Raw genomic sequence first — 15620 nt, 5'->3', positions numbered from 1 at the left:
CCACCGCTTGCATTTGCCTGTGCTGATCTGTCGGGAATGTGGAACTGATGTCTCCGGTCGGCCTCCGACGCCAATTGATCGGGGGTTGCGTCGTACCCAAGGGGCGAGCATAGGCTGACGTGCGCCGATGCAACAGAGGCAATTCACGTGAACACGGTGAGTGAAGACGGGTGGTGGCGGCCGGTGGATGTCCGGACGGTGACGAGTAGGCCGCCATCGGCCCGGCCGAGCGCAGGCGTGTGCCCGCCCGTACCCCTCCGCCCGCACCCGGCGGCCCGGTCCGAGCCCACCGGTATGGGTGGGGTCCATCCGGGTCGTCCGATCCGTTCCACCGGCCGGGCGCACCCGACCCGTCCCGCCCGAACCGGCCGCCGGAACGCCCCTTTCCGCGCCATCCGCAACACGGCGATCAGTGCCCGGTCACGCTGCGTGTTGCAGGATGCAAGCGCAGGCGTCCGAACGGGGGAGCCGGCGTGACCGCCGAACGGATCCACCCTCCCGCCCCGCCGGCCACCGGCCGCCACCCGGTCGTGCGGCTGCTGGCCACCCTCGCGGTCGGGCCGCCCGTCCGGCTGGCGGTGGCCCGCTACGCCGTACCGCCGGATCGTCCCGACCGGACGGGGTGCGACGCCTGCGGCGCGCCGATCGGGCTGGACCGGCCACTGCCGGCGCTCGGGCCGGCGGCCCGCTGCCCGGCCTGCCGCGCCCGGATCGGCGCGCCGCCCGCCGTGGCGGAGGTGGCGCTGCTCGTCGCGGTGGCCGTGCTGGCGCTGGCCGGCGGCCCGCTCGGCGCGCGGCTGGCGCTCGCCTGGTGGCTCGCCTGGGCGGTGCCGATGGCCCTCGTGGACGCCGCGGCACACCGGCTGCCCGACCGGCTGACCTGGCCCGCCGCGGCCGGCACCTGGGCGCTGCTCGGGGCCGCCGCGCTGACCGGGCCCGGCCCCTCGCCGTGGCTGCGGGCCACCGCGGCCGGGCTGGCGCTCGGCGCCGGCTTCGCGGCGACCACAGTGCTCTTCGGCAGCCGGGGGTTCGGCCTCGGCGACGCCAAACTGGCCCTGGGGGTCGGCGCGCTGCTCGGCTGGCACGGCTGGCCGGTGCTGGTGACCGGGCTGGTGCTCGCGTTCACCCTCGCCGCGCTGGCCGCGCTGGCACTGCTCGCCACCCGGCGACTCCGCTGGTCCAGCCACCTCCCCTTCGGGCCGTTCCTCATCCTCGCCACCGCCGCCACCCTCCTGCTGGTGTAAGGCGGGGCCCCCGCTTAACGCATCCGGTATAGGCGGGGGCCCCGCTTAACGCGCGCCGGTCAGGAGGCGGCCGGCGGCCGGGCCGCCGGCACGCCCGACATCTGCTCGACGATCTTCTCCAGCGCCTCGAACGCGTACGCCCAGTTGTGGCACTTGAAGCTGCGCAGGCCGGTGATCGGGGTCCGGCAGTCGGCACAGTGGACGCCCGGCACCCCGTCCGGCACCTCGGTGTTCACGTACTTGCGCTCGCCGAGCACCACCCGGGCGATCATCGTTTTGTCGTGCACCCCGTGCAACGCCGACGAGACGATGTCGTACCAGGTCACCCGGCGCCCGCACTTGGGGCAGTCCGGCTCGTCGCCGCTCACCCACAGCGGCGCGCCGATGCTGTGCGCCGGGATCTCCAACAGCCGTTCCAGCCGGCGTACGTCCGCCTCCGGGGTGGTCCACCGGTGCCGCCCCGGCAGCGAGGCGGGCGAGTCGTAGACGGCGCGGAACAGGGTCGGGTCGACCTCCACGGTCTGCCGTCCATCGGTCATCGGTACCTCCTCGCAACGGCGGGTCAGCGGTGTGTCGCCCAGAGTGCTACACATCAGGGCGTGACGGAGGCTGAAACGCGACCCAACGTGGCCCGGATGTATGACTACTACCTGGGCGGCTGCCACAACTTCGCCGCCGACCGGGCCGCCGCCGAGGAGATCCTGAAGATCTTCCCGGACACCGGGGTGGCGGCCCAGACCAACCGTGCCTTCCTGCGCCGGGCCGTGCGCTGGGCGGCCGGGCAGGGCGTACGCCAGTTCCTCGACGTCGGGGCCGGCCTGCCCACCCAGGGCAACGTGCACGAGGTGGTCCGCGCCGTGCACCCCGACGCCCGGGTGGTCTACGTCGACCACGACGAGGTGGCCGTCGCGTACGCCCGGCGGCTGCTGCCCACCGACGGCGGTCGCACCGTCGTGGTCCGGGGTGACCTGCGGCGGCCCGACGAGCTACTGGCCGACCCGGCGGTGCGGGCCACGCTCGACCTGACCGAGCCGGTGGCGCTGCTCCTGGTCGCGGTGCTGCACTTCGTGCCCGACTCGGACGACCCGTGGGCGGCCGTGGCCCGGTTGCGCGACGCCACCGCCCCGGGCAGCCTGCTCGCGCTCTCGCACCTGACGCTGGACGGCGCGCCGCCGATGCCCGCGCGGGCGGGCACCGAGATCTACCGGCGCAGCAGCGCGCCGCTCGTACCCCGCACCCACGCCGACGTGGCCCGCTTCCTCCACGGGTACGACCTGGTGGAGCCCGGTCTGGTCCGGCTGGCCGACTGGCGGCCGGACGGCGAGCCGCGGGCGGCGGTGTCGCACGGCTACGGCGGGGTGGGTGTGCGCCGGTGACCTCCCGTCGCTCACCCCAGGCCGCGGTGGGCGGCCCAGAGCGCGCCGGCCCGGTCGGCCGCGGTCGCCACCAACGCCGCCAGCTCCGGTCGGTCCGGTACCCGGAACGACACGTACGCGCCGCGGCCACCCGCCGTGGGCCGGCCGTACGCCTTGGCGGCGAGGTGCCCGTCGGGCAGCAGCCGGACGTTGAGCGTGGTCAGGGTGAACTCCTCGCCGCGCCGGGTGTCGGTCCAGCGCAACGCCTCCGGGATGGCCACGTTGATGGCGAGTGCGTTGACGTCGGGGCTCATCCGGGCATCGTCGCATGCCGGCTCAGCGTCGTCTCCCGGCTCATGTGGGACAGCTTCTCCGGGTTGCGCACGGCGTAGAGGCCGGTGATCCGGCCGTCGTCGTCGAGGCGTACCGCCATGACCGTGTCCAGCTCGCCGTCGAACCGGACGACGAGCGCCGGACAGCCGTTGACCTCCGTCGGCTCCATCGACGCCACGGCGGCGACTCGGCTCCACCCGCCGGTGACCAGGCGGGCCACCTTGTCGGCGCCGGTGACCGGGCGCGGGATCGCCTGCCGGATCCCGCCGCCGTCGCCCACCAGCACCACGTCCGCGGCGAGCACGGCCAGCAGCGACCGCAGGTCACCCGTCTCGACCGCCCGGCGGAACGCGTCGAGCGCGTCCCGGGTCTCGGCCGGGGAGACGGTACGGCGGGGGCGTCGCGCCGCCACGTGGGCGCGGGCCCGGTGCGCGATCTGGCGTACCGTGGCCGGGCTCTTCTCGACCGTGTCGGCGATCTCGTCGTATCCGACGTCGAACACCTCACGCAGCACGAACACGGCCCGCTCGGTCGGCGCGAGCGTCTCCAGCACCAGCAGCATGGCCATCGAGACGCTCTCGGCGAGTGCCACGTCGTCGGCCACGTCGGGCGCGGTGAGCAGCGGCTCGGGCAGCCACGACCCGACGTACGACTCCTTGCGCCGGCCCAGCGTCCGCAGCCGGGTCAACGCCTGACGGGTGGTGATCCGCACCAGGTAGGCGCGATGGTCGCGAACCTGGTCGAGGTCGACGCCGGCCCACCGCAACCAGGTCTCCTGGAGCACGTCCTCCGCGTCGGCCGCCGAGCCGAGCAACTCGTACGCGACGGTGAAGAGCAGGTTCCGGTGGGTGAGGAAGTCCTCGGTGGCCCGGTCCGCCATGGCGTGCTCCCTGTCCGCTCGGCTGCGTTCCCACCAGACGCCGGCGGCCGGCGCGGTGTGACACCTCGCCGCTGTGGTGGTCGTCACCGGGCCACGGTGTCACGGTGTGCCCGCCGCCGGCATCTCATGTGCGTCCGAACGACACGCCACCCGGAGGGGACGTCACCATGGAGACCCGGATCAACCTGTTCGAGAACCCGATCTCCGCGAAGTTCATGAAGAGGTTCGCCAACGCCAGCACGGTCCTGCACCAGTCGCCGCTGCCGTACTCGACCCAGGAGCTGGTGTCGCTGCGGGCCAGCCAGATCAACGGCTGCGGCTGGTGCATCGACATGCACACCAAGGAGGCGTCCGCCGCCGGGGAGAGCGCGGTCCGGCTGCACCTGGTCGCCGCCTGGCGTGAGTCGACCGTGTTCACCGAGGCGGAGCGGGCCGCGCTGGCGTTCGCCGAGGAGGGCACCCGGCTGGCCGACGCCTACCAGGGGGTGTCCGACGAGACGTGGGCGCAGGTGCGCAAGCACTACGACGACGACCAGATCGCGACGCTGATCTGCCTGGTCGGGCTGATCAACGCGGCGAACCGGTTCGGGGTGATCGCGCACCAGCAGGGCGGCTCGTACGAGGCGGGGATGTTCGCCGACGCGCTGCGCTGAGCTGAACGGTGGGGCTGGCCCGGGACCGCTTCCGGGCCAGCCTCAGGCGGTGGGCGGAACGGCCGCTCGCCGGACGATCTCCTCCACCGTGAGCGGGCTGCGAGGGTGGTGGCTCAAGCACATGGGGGCCTGCATCTTGACGAACTGAGCGCCCTCCACCGCGGCGTAGAACTGGCCGGTCCGCAGCTTCCCGATGTCGGGAACATCGGTGCCCTTCGCCCTGGCCACGTCGCGGGCCGCCTCGATCTGCACGGGCACCGTGAGCAGGCCGAAGAACTGCGTGGCGGCGTTGCCGGGGATCTGGTTGTGCAACGCCTTCGGCGCCTGGGTGGCGAAGACCAGCCCCAGCCCGTACTTGCGGGCCTGCGAGGTGAGTGCCAGCGTGCTCTGGGTGCAGGCCGTCACCGCACCGGACGGGGCCAGCGTCTGCGCCTCGTCCATGACGAAGAGCCCACCGAGTGGCCGATCCCCGGCCGGATGGCGCTTGATCCAGGTGAACAGGGCGAGCTGCAACTGGTTGACAAAGCTCTGCCGCTGATGTTCCTCGGTCAGCCCGGCGAGGTTGATCACCGAGACCCGGGCGCGCCGACCAGGTGGCGGCGTGAGCAATTCACCCGGGTCGATCGGAGTGCCGACGCCACCCAGGAGTGGATCGTTGATCAGGGCCGCCTTGAGTAGCTGTGCCATACCGGCCGCCAGCTTGGGCGCGCTGTCGAGCTGGCTGACGCCGTCCGGGAGGTCGTTGAGGACGTCGGTGAACTCACGCAGGTCGTTCGCGCCGCTGCGGGCGTAGCCGATCAGCGCCTCGCGCAGCACGGCGCGACCGAGCCGGGCTTTGTCCGTGCCGCCGTCCACCCGGGCGTGGGGAGCGAGCGTGGCGACGGCGGCGTTGACCGCCGAGGTGAACCCGTCCGGGTCGTCGAGCACGTCGGCGAAGACCGGCAGCGGCTGGAAGGTCAACGGTCGGCCGGCCTGTCGTCCCGGCGTCCAAATGACCACGTCGGTGCCGGCCAGGTATTCCGCGGCCTGGCGGGCGTCGTCGGGGCCCCAGCCCGGCGGTGGTGCAGGCCAGGCCTCGCCGAGCCGGGCCAGGTCGTTGTTGGGGTCGAGCACGATGGCCGACACACCGCGCAGGGCGCACTCCTCCACCAGGCGGCGGATCAGGACGGTCTTGCCGGAACCGGAGCCGGCGAAGATGACGGTGTGCCGGCGCAGTGCTTCGAGGTCGATGCCGACCGGGTCGGCCCGCCCGGCGACCGTGCCGACGCCCAGCCGCTCCGGATCGATGCCGGCCATCGGCGGCAGGAGGGCGATCGCCGGCCGCGCCGGTTCGGGGCCGGCGGAGCGTGGCGCGGTGGTGACCGGCGGCGGCGTCCCGACTGGCTCGCGGTCCGGCGCCTCCGACGGCCGCCCCTCGGCCCGGCCGGCTGCTGTCCCGCCCGGCCAGTCGCCCAACGCCTCCCGCAGGCAGGTGATGTCGGAGGCCGGCCGGCGGTCGGCGAACCAGGGCCGCAACGTCTCCCGCCCGTGGTCCTGGATGAGCTGTTCGAGCGCGGCCATCCGGGCGACGTCCGGCGCGGGCAGGGCGAGCGTCCGCCCGCCGGCCCGCTCGAAGGCGTCCAGCACCTCTCGGGTCCGGGCGCCGGTCGACCAGTTTGCGCTGCGCAGCAGGAAGAGTTTGCGCTTCGCGACGCCCTCGGTGAGCCCGGCGGCCGTGATCGCGTTGCGGATCCGGTTGAGCGCGGCGATGTGGTGTGGCGCGGAGATGGCCCGGAACGACCAGTGCTCCTCGTCCTCGTTGTCCTCGCTCAGGCTGTGCCGCAGCCGGGCGTGCAGCGCCGGCTTGGTCCCGGCGGGGATCGGGTCGAGGCTGAACGCGTCGACGGCCGGACCCTGCGCAGCGATCCACGCGGTCAGGCCGGCTTCGAGCAGTCGGGGGACGCGGACGTCCTCCGACTTCGGTGACCCGGCGGAGGCGGTGTCGGCGGCGGCGACCAGCTCCGCGTACCTGGCGTCGATCTTGCTGAATCCGGTCGTCCGGCTCTCCTGCGGCGACCCGGTGACCGGGGTCGGCGCGATGTCGTCGACGAGCCGGTCATCTGTCGTGTGCAGCAGGTGCCGCAGTTGCCGAGCCTCACCGTCGGCCAGGCAGGCCCGGACGTGTGTGTCGATCCGCCGCAGCAGCTCACGGGGGGTGAAGCCGACGACCTCCCGGAACGCGTCCGGGTGTACCGGCCAGGTGGGGTGGGGCGGGGTGAAACCGATGCCCTCGAAGAGCACCGCGAACCGTTTCTCGACCAGTTCGCGGCCCACCTCGACGGAGGGGATCTCCTTGAGCGGGGCGGCCTCCCGGAACCGGTCCTGGACGGTGTCCGTCGCCTGCTGCTGGATGCTGCGCCACGTCTGTGGCAGGCACGAGACGACGGACAGCGTCCGCCGGGTGGTCTCACGCAGCGCCATCAGACCGCTGGCGACCTGCTCGAGCAGGAGCGAGGTCTGCCAGTCCGCCTCGCCCCGGACCTCCTGGTTGGTGGCCTTCACGGATTGGGCGATCATCAGGTCGATCTGGTCCACCGCGATCACGGTCGGGCCGACGACGGCGAGCAGCCGGGAGGTGTCCCGGACCACCTCCTGGGGCGCCCGTCGATTGCGCCGCAGGCCCCACCCGGCCCGTTGGCCGGGTTCCTCCTCGTCCATCGAGGACAGAAAGTCGTAGCCGATGTCCTGCAAAGCGGACTGTTCGGCCGCGTAGAGCACCAGGGCCCGCGCGGTGTCCTGGCACTCCGTGCCGATCTGGCGGTCCTTCTTGCGGATCAAGTCGACGAACGCGTCGAGCGTCGACCGGCTGAGTTCGGTCTCACCGGCGACCGCGCGCCGTACCGTCCGGGGCGCACCCACCTCGTCGGCCAGCCGACGCAGGAACGCCCGCAGCTGGGTCGTCTCGTCCGGCATCGGCCGGACCAGACCCTCCAGCATCGAGATCGCGGTGCGTTGCCAGAACGTCCGGGCTTCGAGCAGCTCGACCAGGAAGAAGAAGCCGCCACGTCCCTGCACTTGCTGGCGGACCGTGCCGATGAGGTGGGTCTTGCCGGTGCCGCGTTGGCCGAGGATGGCCACGCCGACCGGACTGGAGCCGGTGCTGGCCTGGGCCTCCACGAAGCTGTCCAGCACCGTCGTGACGACGTCGTGATGCAGACCCGCCACATGGAACGGCGTGGGCTTCCAGACATCGTCCGGGGTCGGGGCCCAGTTGAACCTCAGCGCCGCCAGGGCCCGGCGTTGCTCGTCACCGATCATGACGAGATGGCGACCAGATGCTTGTCCTGGTTGCCGATGGTCACCGCCGCCGCCCGCTCCTGCGGCTTGAGCACCTTCTGGTTGGATTCGGGCACCAGGTGCACGCCGCGCTCCCGGTTGAGCGTCACCAGCGCGACGTCGAACTCGTGGCGGGGCAGATCGGTGAGGGCCTCGCGAAGGTCGGCCAGCATGACGTAGTCACCGGGCTTGGCGGCCAGCTCGTGGTACGCCTGCCGGATCAGCGTCACCGCGTCGACAGCCGCGGATGCCGGCGACGCCACCGGCGGCGCGACGACCTCGTCCCGGTTGATCTGCATCCGGAACAGGTCGTCGGCGCGGGTCCCGGAGTGGTCGATCAGCCGGCGCAGGAAGTCGAGCGCGACGTAGAGCGTGCCGCCGGCGGTACCGGCGCCCTTCGGCGGCTCCGCGCCCAACTCCTCGGTGGCGCGATCCCATCCCTTGTCGGTGAGCGCCAGAACAATCCTCGGCTTCTCCGTGACCTCGATCAGACCGAGTGATTTAAGTCGGCTGCGGTGCTCCGGCTTCAGGCTGATTCCGGCGACGTTCTTGAAGTACGTCTGCGGCAAAGGTGCCGCCTTCACCATCAGCGTGACAAGAATGCACCGGTCGACGAGGGTCAGTTCCTTTTCCGGCATGCGGATGCTCCTCTGCGGCACGAGCTCCCACCGCGTCGACGGTGTGATCGAAGGCTCGGAAGGGGTGGCCATGATCGAGGTGAGCAACGGGGATCGCCCCGGCGCACGGGCCGATTCTGCCGACGCCGTCCGGCTCGCGCAAGGTCACCGATCTCGCTGACGAAAGCCGACAGGGCAACGCAGTGGATCTTCAACGGTCCTGCGTGGATGGCCCGCCTGAAACGCCTGTTCGGCCGCTTCGGCGCGATTCGCCGATCCGACCATTGCAAAGTGACAAGGACAGCGGGCAGCATGGCAGACCGGCGAGAGGCCCGGAGTTCTGCTCCGCCGCGAACCCTCCTGCCTGTTCTCCAGAAATACGTCACGGAGGTGACCGTGCAGTCTGAGGTGGTCCGCTACCAGGTCGACGACGAAACGGTTGCCCTGATCGAAGTCGAGCCGACGCCCGGCTTCCAGCCCGCCGGCCTCGGCGACATCGCCGGTTGGGTGCGCGAGTCCGCGGCACCGGCCGTGGCCGCCGCCCGGGAACTGCTGGAACAGGTCAAGACCGTCTCTCCCGACGCGGTGGAGGTGCGCTTCGGGATCAAGGCCACCGGCACGGCGAGCTGGGTGGTGGCGAAGGCGACCGGAGAGGCGAACTTCGAGGTCACGCTCGCCTGGCAGCCGGACGGCCCCACCGATCGCGGTGCCGGCCCACGGCGCTGACGGACGGGTCGGCCCGTGACAACGGCCCCGGACGAAAGCTCGTGGGCGGTCGCGCTGCACCGTGAGGCGGACCCGCACACGGCGCTCGGCACCGGCATCGTCATCGCCACCAACCTGGTGCTCACCTGCCACCATGTGGCGTTCACCGCCGATGGCACCCTCCGTCCCGATCTCACGGTCGCCTTTCCGCGCGCGCCCAAGGTCGCCTACTTCGATCGGCGCAAGGTCCGGCAGTGCCGGCACGACGGTATGCGGGAGGCGTACGTCGATCTGGTCGTGCTCGAACTCGTCGAGCCGGTGCCGGCGACCGTCTCCCCGGCGCGGCTGCGCTGTCTCGCCGCCAAGCCGCTGCTCGACCGCCCCTTCTGGGCGTACGGCTTCCCGGCCGGAGTGGTCGGCGGCCTCCAGGCGACCGGTTCCGTCGTCGAAGCCGGCGGGTACGGCCACGTCACCATCGACAGCGGCGCCGCCGGGCCGCTCAGCAAGGGGTTCAGCGGGGGCGCCGTGTGGTCCCCGGAGTATCAGGCGGTGGTCGGCGTGGTCGTCACGGCCGACGGCAAGGGTAAGGGCCAGGCGGTCACCCTGAGCCACGCCGACGAACAGGTGCCGGCGATGACGTTGGGCGCGTTGTCGGCCTGGCGGGTCGAGGACGCCGACGACGCCGCCCTCTCGGCCTGGGGGTGGACGTTGAGCACCGATGGCGAGGCCGGCCGGCACTGGCTGCCCCGGGCGCGGGGTGTCGCCGTGGACACCGAGGGCGGCGCACGGTTCCGGGGCCGAACGGCCGCGCTCCGGCGGATCGTCGACTTCATCGACGGGGAGGCGCCCGCCATCCGGCCGCTGATCGTCACGGGCTCGCCCGGGGTCGGCAAGTCCGCCGTCCTGGGCCGCGTGGTGACCACTGCCGATCAGCAGATCCAGGCCAGCCTGCCGGGCGGCGACACCGCGGTGCGGGCCACGGTCGGCTCGGTGTCCTGCGCCGTGCACGCCAAGGGCAAGACCGCGCTCGAGGTGGCGATCGAGATCGCCCGGGCCGCCGCCGTCGACCTGCCCAGCGCGCCGGCCGACCTGATGCCGGCGGTGCGGGAGCGGCTGGCGCGTCGTCCGGCTCGTTTCGCGCTGGTCATCGACGCGCTGGACGAGACGGCCGACCCGGGTCAGGCGCGGCAGGTCATCGACGACGTCCTGCTGCCGCTGGCCCGGGAGTGCGGCCGGTACGGCGTCCGGGTGGTCGTCGGCACCCGGCGTGGCGACGACCGGGGTGACCTGATCTCCTGCTTCGGTGGCCCGGTCGAGCTGGTGGATCTGGACACACCGGAATACTTCGCCGAGGCCGATCTGGTGAACTACGCCCTGGCGACCCTGCGGCTGCTCGGCGCGGAACGGCCGGGCAACCCATACACCGACTCGACGGCGGCTGCCCCGCTGGCCCGCCGCATCGCCGAGCTGGCGAAGGGAAACTTCCTGGTGGCCGGTCTCGTCGCCCGGGCACACGCGCTGCGCGACATCGAGCCGGTCGACCCGGCCTCGGTGTCGTTCACCGCGACCGTGGCCCATGCGCTCGACTCGTACCTGGCCGGACTGCCGGCCGCCGGCTCAGCATCCGCCCGGCTCGCGCTCACCGCCCTGGCGTACGCCGAGGCGCCGGGCCTGCCGCTCTCGCTCTGGCGGATCGCGGTGATCGCACTCGGCGGCACGGTCACCGAGGACGAACTCCTCGCGTTCGCCCGCACGTCGGCGGCGAACTTCCTGGTCGAGACCGGCGGCGGCAGTCAGCCCGCGTACCGCCTGTTCCACCAGGCCCTCAACGACGCGTTGCTGGCCGGGGCGACCCGCCGGGACGACCAGCGACGGCTGGTTGCCGCCTGGACAGCCCTGGCGGCCGAGGTGGGATGGGCAGCGGTGCCCGACTACCTGCGGCGCTCCCTGCCCCAGCACGCCTCCCGCGCCGGGCTCGTGGAACGGCTCCTCGCCGACGAGGACTACCTCCTGCACGCGCACCTGGAGCGGCTGCTCTCGGTCATCGACCTGGAGAGACCGCTGGAACCGCGGTCCCGATCACGGGTGCGGCTGCTGCACCGCACGCCGCTCGCGGTCGCGGCGGCGCCGGCCGAGCGCGCCGCCCTCTTCTCGGTGGTCGACCGGCTCGACGGGCTGGGCAGTGGGATCGAGGCGGACATCGCGCCGTACCGCGCGCGCTGGGCGCACACCCCGCCCCGGCAGGAGCGCAGCGTGCTGGACGGGCACTCGCAGGCCGTCTACGACGTGGCGGCCATCGAGCTGGACGATCGGTGGTTGCTGGTCTCCGCCGGTGACGACGGCACGGTGCGGCTCTGGGACCCGTTGACCAACCAGGCCGTGGGGGTCTTCAACTGTCACAACGACACGATCCGCGGGCTGTGCGCCGTCCGTGCCGGCGGCGGCGAGACGCTGATCGCCACCGCCAGCCACGACGGGACCGTCGGCCTGTGGGACCCGCGAACCGGTCAGCGCCGGCACGAACTGCGCGGGCACGACGACTGGGTCCGCAACATCTGCGTCATCCCGCTGCCGGACGGTGACCTGCTCGCCTCGGCCGGCGACGATCGGACGGTACGGATCTGGGACCCGGTGACCGGGACGCAGCGCCACGCGTTGGCCGGGCACTCGGGCTGGGTGACCGCCGTGACGTACGTCCCGGCGGGCGGTCGGCACCTGCTCGCCTCCACCGGTTTCGACGGCGTCGTCCGGGTCTGGGAGCCGACGAGCGGCACCCGCCCGACGCTGACCCTCACCGGGCACGTCGGCTGGGTGACCACCCTCTACGCCGTTCGTGCGCCCGGCGGCACGTTGCTCGCCTCGGCCGGCTACGACGGCACGGTCCGGCTATGGGACCCGCAGAGCGGCGAATGCGTCCACGTCCTCGCCACCGGCGGGCCGGTCACGGATCTCTGCACGGTCGAGGTTGACGAGGGCTGTCTGCTCGTGTCGACGGGCGAGGACGGGCTCATCCGGGTCTGGGACGTGCCGACCTGGACCAGCCGGCCGAGCCTGCGGGGACACGCGAGCTGGATCCGCGCGGTATGCGAGCTGCGTACGGCGAAGGACCGGATGCTGGCGACGGCGGGTGACGACGGCACGGTGCGGCTGTGGGACCCGGCCGGCGGCCGACCCGACACGGTCGCCGAGCGGGACCGGCTCGGGCCCGTGCACAGCCTCTGCGCGGTCCCTGACGAGCGGCCGGGCCTGGTCGCGTCCGGCGGTGCCGACGGCCGGGTGCGGATCTGGGACGCCGCCACGGGCGAGCGGCTGGAGGAGATCCCGACTCCCGGAGGACCCGTCAACGCGATGTGCGCGGTCGACGACGTCGAGGAGCCGCTGCTCGTCGCCGCGCAGGACGACAACACGGTCGGGACCTGGAGTGTGCGGCACAGCGTCCCGGTGAGGGAGATGAACGAGCACCACGCCCCGGTGGCGGCGGTCTGCCCGATCGTCATCGGCGGTGAGACGCTCGTCGCGTCGGCCGGCGACGACCAGGCCATCCGGCTGTGGCACCCGCAGAGCGGCGCCGTGCGGGCGGTCCTGCTCGGGCACGTCACCCGTGCCTGGGTGACCGCCCTCGCGACGGTCCGGTGGCCCAGCGTGGAGGCGCTTGCCTCGGCCGACAAGAGCGGCACGGTGATGCTGTGGGGCGGCGGTGACACGCCGGTGTGGACCCGGCAGGGACACCAGGACGCGGTCACCGCGCTCTGCGGCCTCGTCGTGGCGGGTCGCCGGATGCTGGCGTCGGCCAGCGCCGATCACACGATCCGCCTGTGGGACGCCGAGTGGGGCGAGCCTGTGGGCGTGTTCACCGGCCACACGGCTGCCGTCACCGGGTTGAGCCTGGTGCGCGTCGGTGGCCGGGAGCTGCTCGCCTCTACCAGCCGGGACCGGACGGTGCGGATCTGGGATCCGTCCACCGAACGGGCGGTGCACACCATCCCCGTCTACCACCCGGCGCTCACCTGTTGCAGGGTGGACGGCGTGCTGCTCGTTGGCCTGGACCAGGGCCTGCTGGCGCTGGAGATCGACGGCGGGAGCGACCTGCTGCCCGACACTGCCGAGCGCGTGGTCGGCCGGGTCCCGGTGCGCTGTTGACCTCATCTGAGGTCCTGGAAGAACGCGCGGACGTCGGCGGCGAACAGGTCGGGCACCTCCAGCGCGGCGAAGTGGCCACCCCGGTCGAACTCGCTCCAGTGCCGGATCGGGTACGTCCGCTCGGCGAGCGGACGGACGGGCAGGGTGATGTCATGGGCGAAGACGGCCACTCCCATCGGCGACGGGCAGGGTGGCGGCGGCCCGGCCAACCCGCTCTCCCGGATCAGCCGCGCCGCTGAGGCGCTGGTGCGGGTGAGCCAGTAGAGCGCCACGTCGGTGAGGATGCGGTCGGTCGGGACGGCGGATCGCGGGTCGGCCCACTCGGTGAACTTCTCGGCGATCCACGCGAGCTGGCCGGCGGGTGAGTCGTTCAGCGCGTACGACACCGTCTGCGGGCGGGTGGCGTAGAGGATCTGGTGCGGGTGCCGCTGCGCCATGAGCTGTCTGATCCGCGCCAGTCGGGCCAGGTCCGGTGCGGACAGGTCGGCCTCTCCGGCCCAGCCGGGCGGCGGGGGCGTGGGCAGGTAGTTGACGTGTACGCCGACGACCTGCTCCGGGGCGATTCCGCCGAGCCGGATGGAGATTCCCGTACCCCAGTCGCCGCCCTGGGCGCCGTATCGCCGGTAGCCGAGCCGGCGCATCAGCTCGGCCCAGGCTCGGGCGACCCGGTCGATGTCCCAGCCGCGTTCGCGGGTCGGGCCGGAGAAGCCGAATCCGGGTATCGACGGGACGACCAGGTGGAACTGCTCGGACAGGGGGACGAGCACGTCGAGGAACTCCACCACCGAGCCGGGCCAGCCGTGGGTGAGGATCAGCGGCAGCGCGTCCGCGTCGGCGCAGCGTACGTGCAGGAAGTGGACGTTCTGTCCGTCGATCTCGGTGGTGAACTGGGGGTATCTGTTGAGTTCGGCCTCGTGCTCGCGCCAGTCGTAGGTGGTGCGCCAGTGTTCGGCCAGCTCGCGTACCCGAGCCAGGGGGATGCCGTAGTCCCACCCGGCGTCGGGTAGCTCGTCGGGCCAGCGGGTACGCGCCAGGCGGTCGGCCAGGTCGTCGAGGTCGGCCTGTGGAACCCGCACCCGGAACGGCTTGATCATGACGAGCCCTTCGTTGGTCGCACTAACGTTTGTCGCACCTACGATAACGCCGTTTCGTTGGTGTGGCCAACGAGTTTGTTAGGCTGGTCACGTGGAAGCTCCGGACCCGGACGTCGTGCCGGCCCGCCTGACCGGCCTGTCGAGCTGGCTGATCACCCAGACCGCCGTACGCGCCGGACGGCTGGTCGCCGACGGGCTCGCGGCGATCGACGCGCGGGGCTACCACTTCCGGCTGCTCGCGACGCTTGACGAGTTCGGGCCGGCAAGTCAGGCCACGCTCGGCCGTCGCAGCGGCATCCACGTCAGCGACGTGGTCGCGGCGCTCAACGAACTCGCCGACCGTGACTTCGTCAACCGCGCCCCGGACCCGGCCGACCGGCGGCGCAACGTCGTCACCATCACCACGGCCGGGCGCCGGCAACTCCGGCGACTGGAGAAACAGCTCGCCGCCGTACAGGACGAACTGCTCGCGCCCTTGTCACCCGACGAGCGCGACCAACTCGCCGGGCTCCTGGGGCGGGTGCTCGCCCACCATGCCCGCCGCGGCGACTGACGGGAGGATCGGCTCGACCTTTGGGTGCGGTTGTGGTTGCCGGAGCGACAACAGACGCACCCAGAGCGGCGGACGGCATCACGTCGCCGGCTGGTAGCCGTGTCGGAAGGCGTGTACGGCGTCGCGGACCATCGTGGAGATCTCGTCGGCGGTCAGGGTGCGCTCGGTCGACGCGTTCGTGCTCTCGAACGTGGTCAGGGCGGTGAAGTGCAACGCCATCCGCTCCGGGGCGGCAGCGCGTAGGTCGCCGCGATCGACGAGCGCCTGGAGACGCCTGACGACTTCGGCCTGGACGCGCAACGGGCCGGCCTGCTGCCAGGCGTCGAGCATGGCGCGGGGAAAGTGCCGACCCTCGGCGTTGATCTGTCGGACGAGCGCGAAGTGGTCGGGGAAGTCGAGCCGGTGTGCCACAAGCGCCCGACCGATGGCGATCAACTGCTCCGCCACCCCGTCGGCCTGCTCCAGTCCCGCCGTCACGTACTCGCAGAAGGCGTCGGCGACCCGGTTGGCGCTCTGCTCCAGCACGAAGGAGAACAGCTCCTCCTTGCTGCCGAAGTGCTTGTAGAGGGTGCGCGTGGAGACTTCGGCCTCGCGGGCGATCGTGTCCATCGTCGTGCGGGCGTAGCCGTCGCGGCCGAAGACCGCCCGGGCCGCCAGGACGATCGCGTCGCGCTTGGCGGGTCGGCCACGACCGTGGCTGCGGGGTGGGGTCTCGGACATGGTTCTCCCTT

The 15620-nt window shown here is 72.4% G+C and carries 13 protein-coding genes; 6 read left to right on the top strand and 7 right to left on the bottom strand.

All coding sequences use genetic code 11. The features are described from left to right. The first annotated feature begins 473 nt into the window (after positions 1 to 473). Complete coding sequence (locus O7602_RS27975) at positions 474 to 1244, top strand: A24 family peptidase (RefSeq protein WP_281585590.1); 771 nt, start codon at positions 474 to 476, stop codon at positions 1242 to 1244. A gap of 59 nt (positions 1245 to 1303) precedes the next feature. Here the strand turns inward: O7602_RS27975 and O7602_RS27970 are convergent, their stop codons facing one another. Continuing rightward, the gene (locus O7602_RS27970; RefSeq protein ID WP_281585589.1) at positions 1304 to 1783 is read right to left on the bottom strand and encodes a hypothetical protein; all 480 of its coding nucleotides are present in this window, start codon (positions 1781 to 1783) and stop codon (positions 1304 to 1306) included. Positions 1784 to 1843: 60 nt separating this feature from the next. Between O7602_RS27970 and O7602_RS27965 the strand changes: the two genes are divergently transcribed. Next, the gene (locus tag O7602_RS27965) at positions 1844 to 2620 is read left to right on the top strand and encodes an SAM-dependent methyltransferase (RefSeq protein WP_281585588.1); all 777 of its coding nucleotides are present in this window, start codon (positions 1844 to 1846) and stop codon (positions 2618 to 2620) included. Between the two features lie 11 nt (positions 2621 to 2631). Here the strand turns inward: O7602_RS27965 and O7602_RS27960 are convergent, their stop codons facing one another. After that, positions 2632 to 2913 (bottom strand): hypothetical protein, encoded by a 282-nt coding sequence (locus O7602_RS27960; protein WP_281585587.1) that lies wholly within the window; start codon positions 2911 to 2913, stop codon positions 2632 to 2634. Next, on the bottom strand, positions 2910 to 3812 hold the full coding sequence (locus tag O7602_RS27955) for an RNA polymerase sigma-70 factor (RefSeq protein WP_281590572.1): 903 nt from the start codon (positions 3810 to 3812) through the stop codon (positions 2910 to 2912). The genes O7602_RS27960 and O7602_RS27955 overlap by 4 nt, the downstream gene beginning before the upstream one ends. Before the next feature lie 167 nt (positions 3813 to 3979). Between O7602_RS27955 and O7602_RS27950 the strand changes: the two genes are divergently transcribed. Further along, entirely contained in the window at positions 3980 to 4465 is a 486-nt protein-coding gene (locus O7602_RS27950) for a carboxymuconolactone decarboxylase family protein (protein ID WP_281585586.1), read from the top strand. Positions 4466 to 4507: 42 nt separating this feature from the next. Here O7602_RS27950 and O7602_RS27945 read toward each other — a convergent pair whose 3' ends face one another. After that, positions 4508 to 7762 (bottom strand): DUF87 domain-containing protein, encoded by a 3255-nt coding sequence (locus O7602_RS27945; protein WP_281585585.1) that lies wholly within the window; start codon positions 7760 to 7762, stop codon positions 4508 to 4510. Then, positions 7759 to 8418, bottom strand: a complete 660-nt coding sequence (locus O7602_RS27940; RefSeq protein ID WP_281585584.1) for a hypothetical protein — start codon at positions 8416 to 8418, stop codon at positions 7759 to 7761. Before O7602_RS27940 ends, O7602_RS27945 begins: the two co-directional genes overlap by 4 nt. Before the next feature lie 375 nt (positions 8419 to 8793). On the opposite strand from O7602_RS27940, the gene O7602_RS27935 reads away from it, so the two are divergent. Further along, positions 8794 to 9123, top strand: coding sequence for a CU044_2847 family protein (locus O7602_RS27935; protein WP_281585583.1), 330 nt, complete (start codon positions 8794 to 8796; stop codon positions 9121 to 9123). 15 nt (positions 9124 to 9138) lie between these two features. Further along, complete coding sequence (locus O7602_RS27930; RefSeq protein ID WP_281585582.1) at positions 9139 to 13242, top strand: trypsin-like peptidase domain-containing protein; 4104 nt, start codon at positions 9139 to 9141, stop codon at positions 13240 to 13242. A 2-nt stretch (positions 13243 to 13244) separates the two neighbouring features. Here the strand turns inward: O7602_RS27930 and O7602_RS27925 are convergent, their stop codons facing one another. Further along, entirely contained in the window at positions 13245 to 14336 is a 1092-nt protein-coding gene (locus O7602_RS27925; protein WP_281585581.1) for an epoxide hydrolase family protein, read from the bottom strand. A 91-nt stretch (positions 14337 to 14427) separates the two neighbouring features. On the opposite strand from O7602_RS27925, the gene O7602_RS27920 reads away from it, so the two are divergent. Next, a complete protein-coding gene (locus tag O7602_RS27920; protein WP_281585580.1) occupies positions 14428 to 14889 on the top strand; it encodes a MarR family transcriptional regulator in 462 nt (153 codons plus the stop codon). Positions 14890 to 14967: 78 nt separating this feature from the next. Here the strand turns inward: O7602_RS27920 and O7602_RS27915 are convergent, their stop codons facing one another. Beyond that, positions 14968 to 15609: a TetR/AcrR family transcriptional regulator gene (locus O7602_RS27915; protein WP_281585579.1), complete on the bottom strand. Its 642-nt coding sequence runs from the start codon at positions 15607 to 15609 to the stop codon at positions 14968 to 14970. Positions 15610 to 15620: the final 11 nt, after the last annotated feature.

The organism is Micromonospora sp. WMMD1128 (assembly GCF_027497235.1).
Lineage (GTDB): Bacteria > Actinomycetota > Actinomycetes > Mycobacteriales > Micromonosporaceae > Micromonospora.
This window is presented reverse-complemented; position numbering and strand designations above follow the sequence as displayed.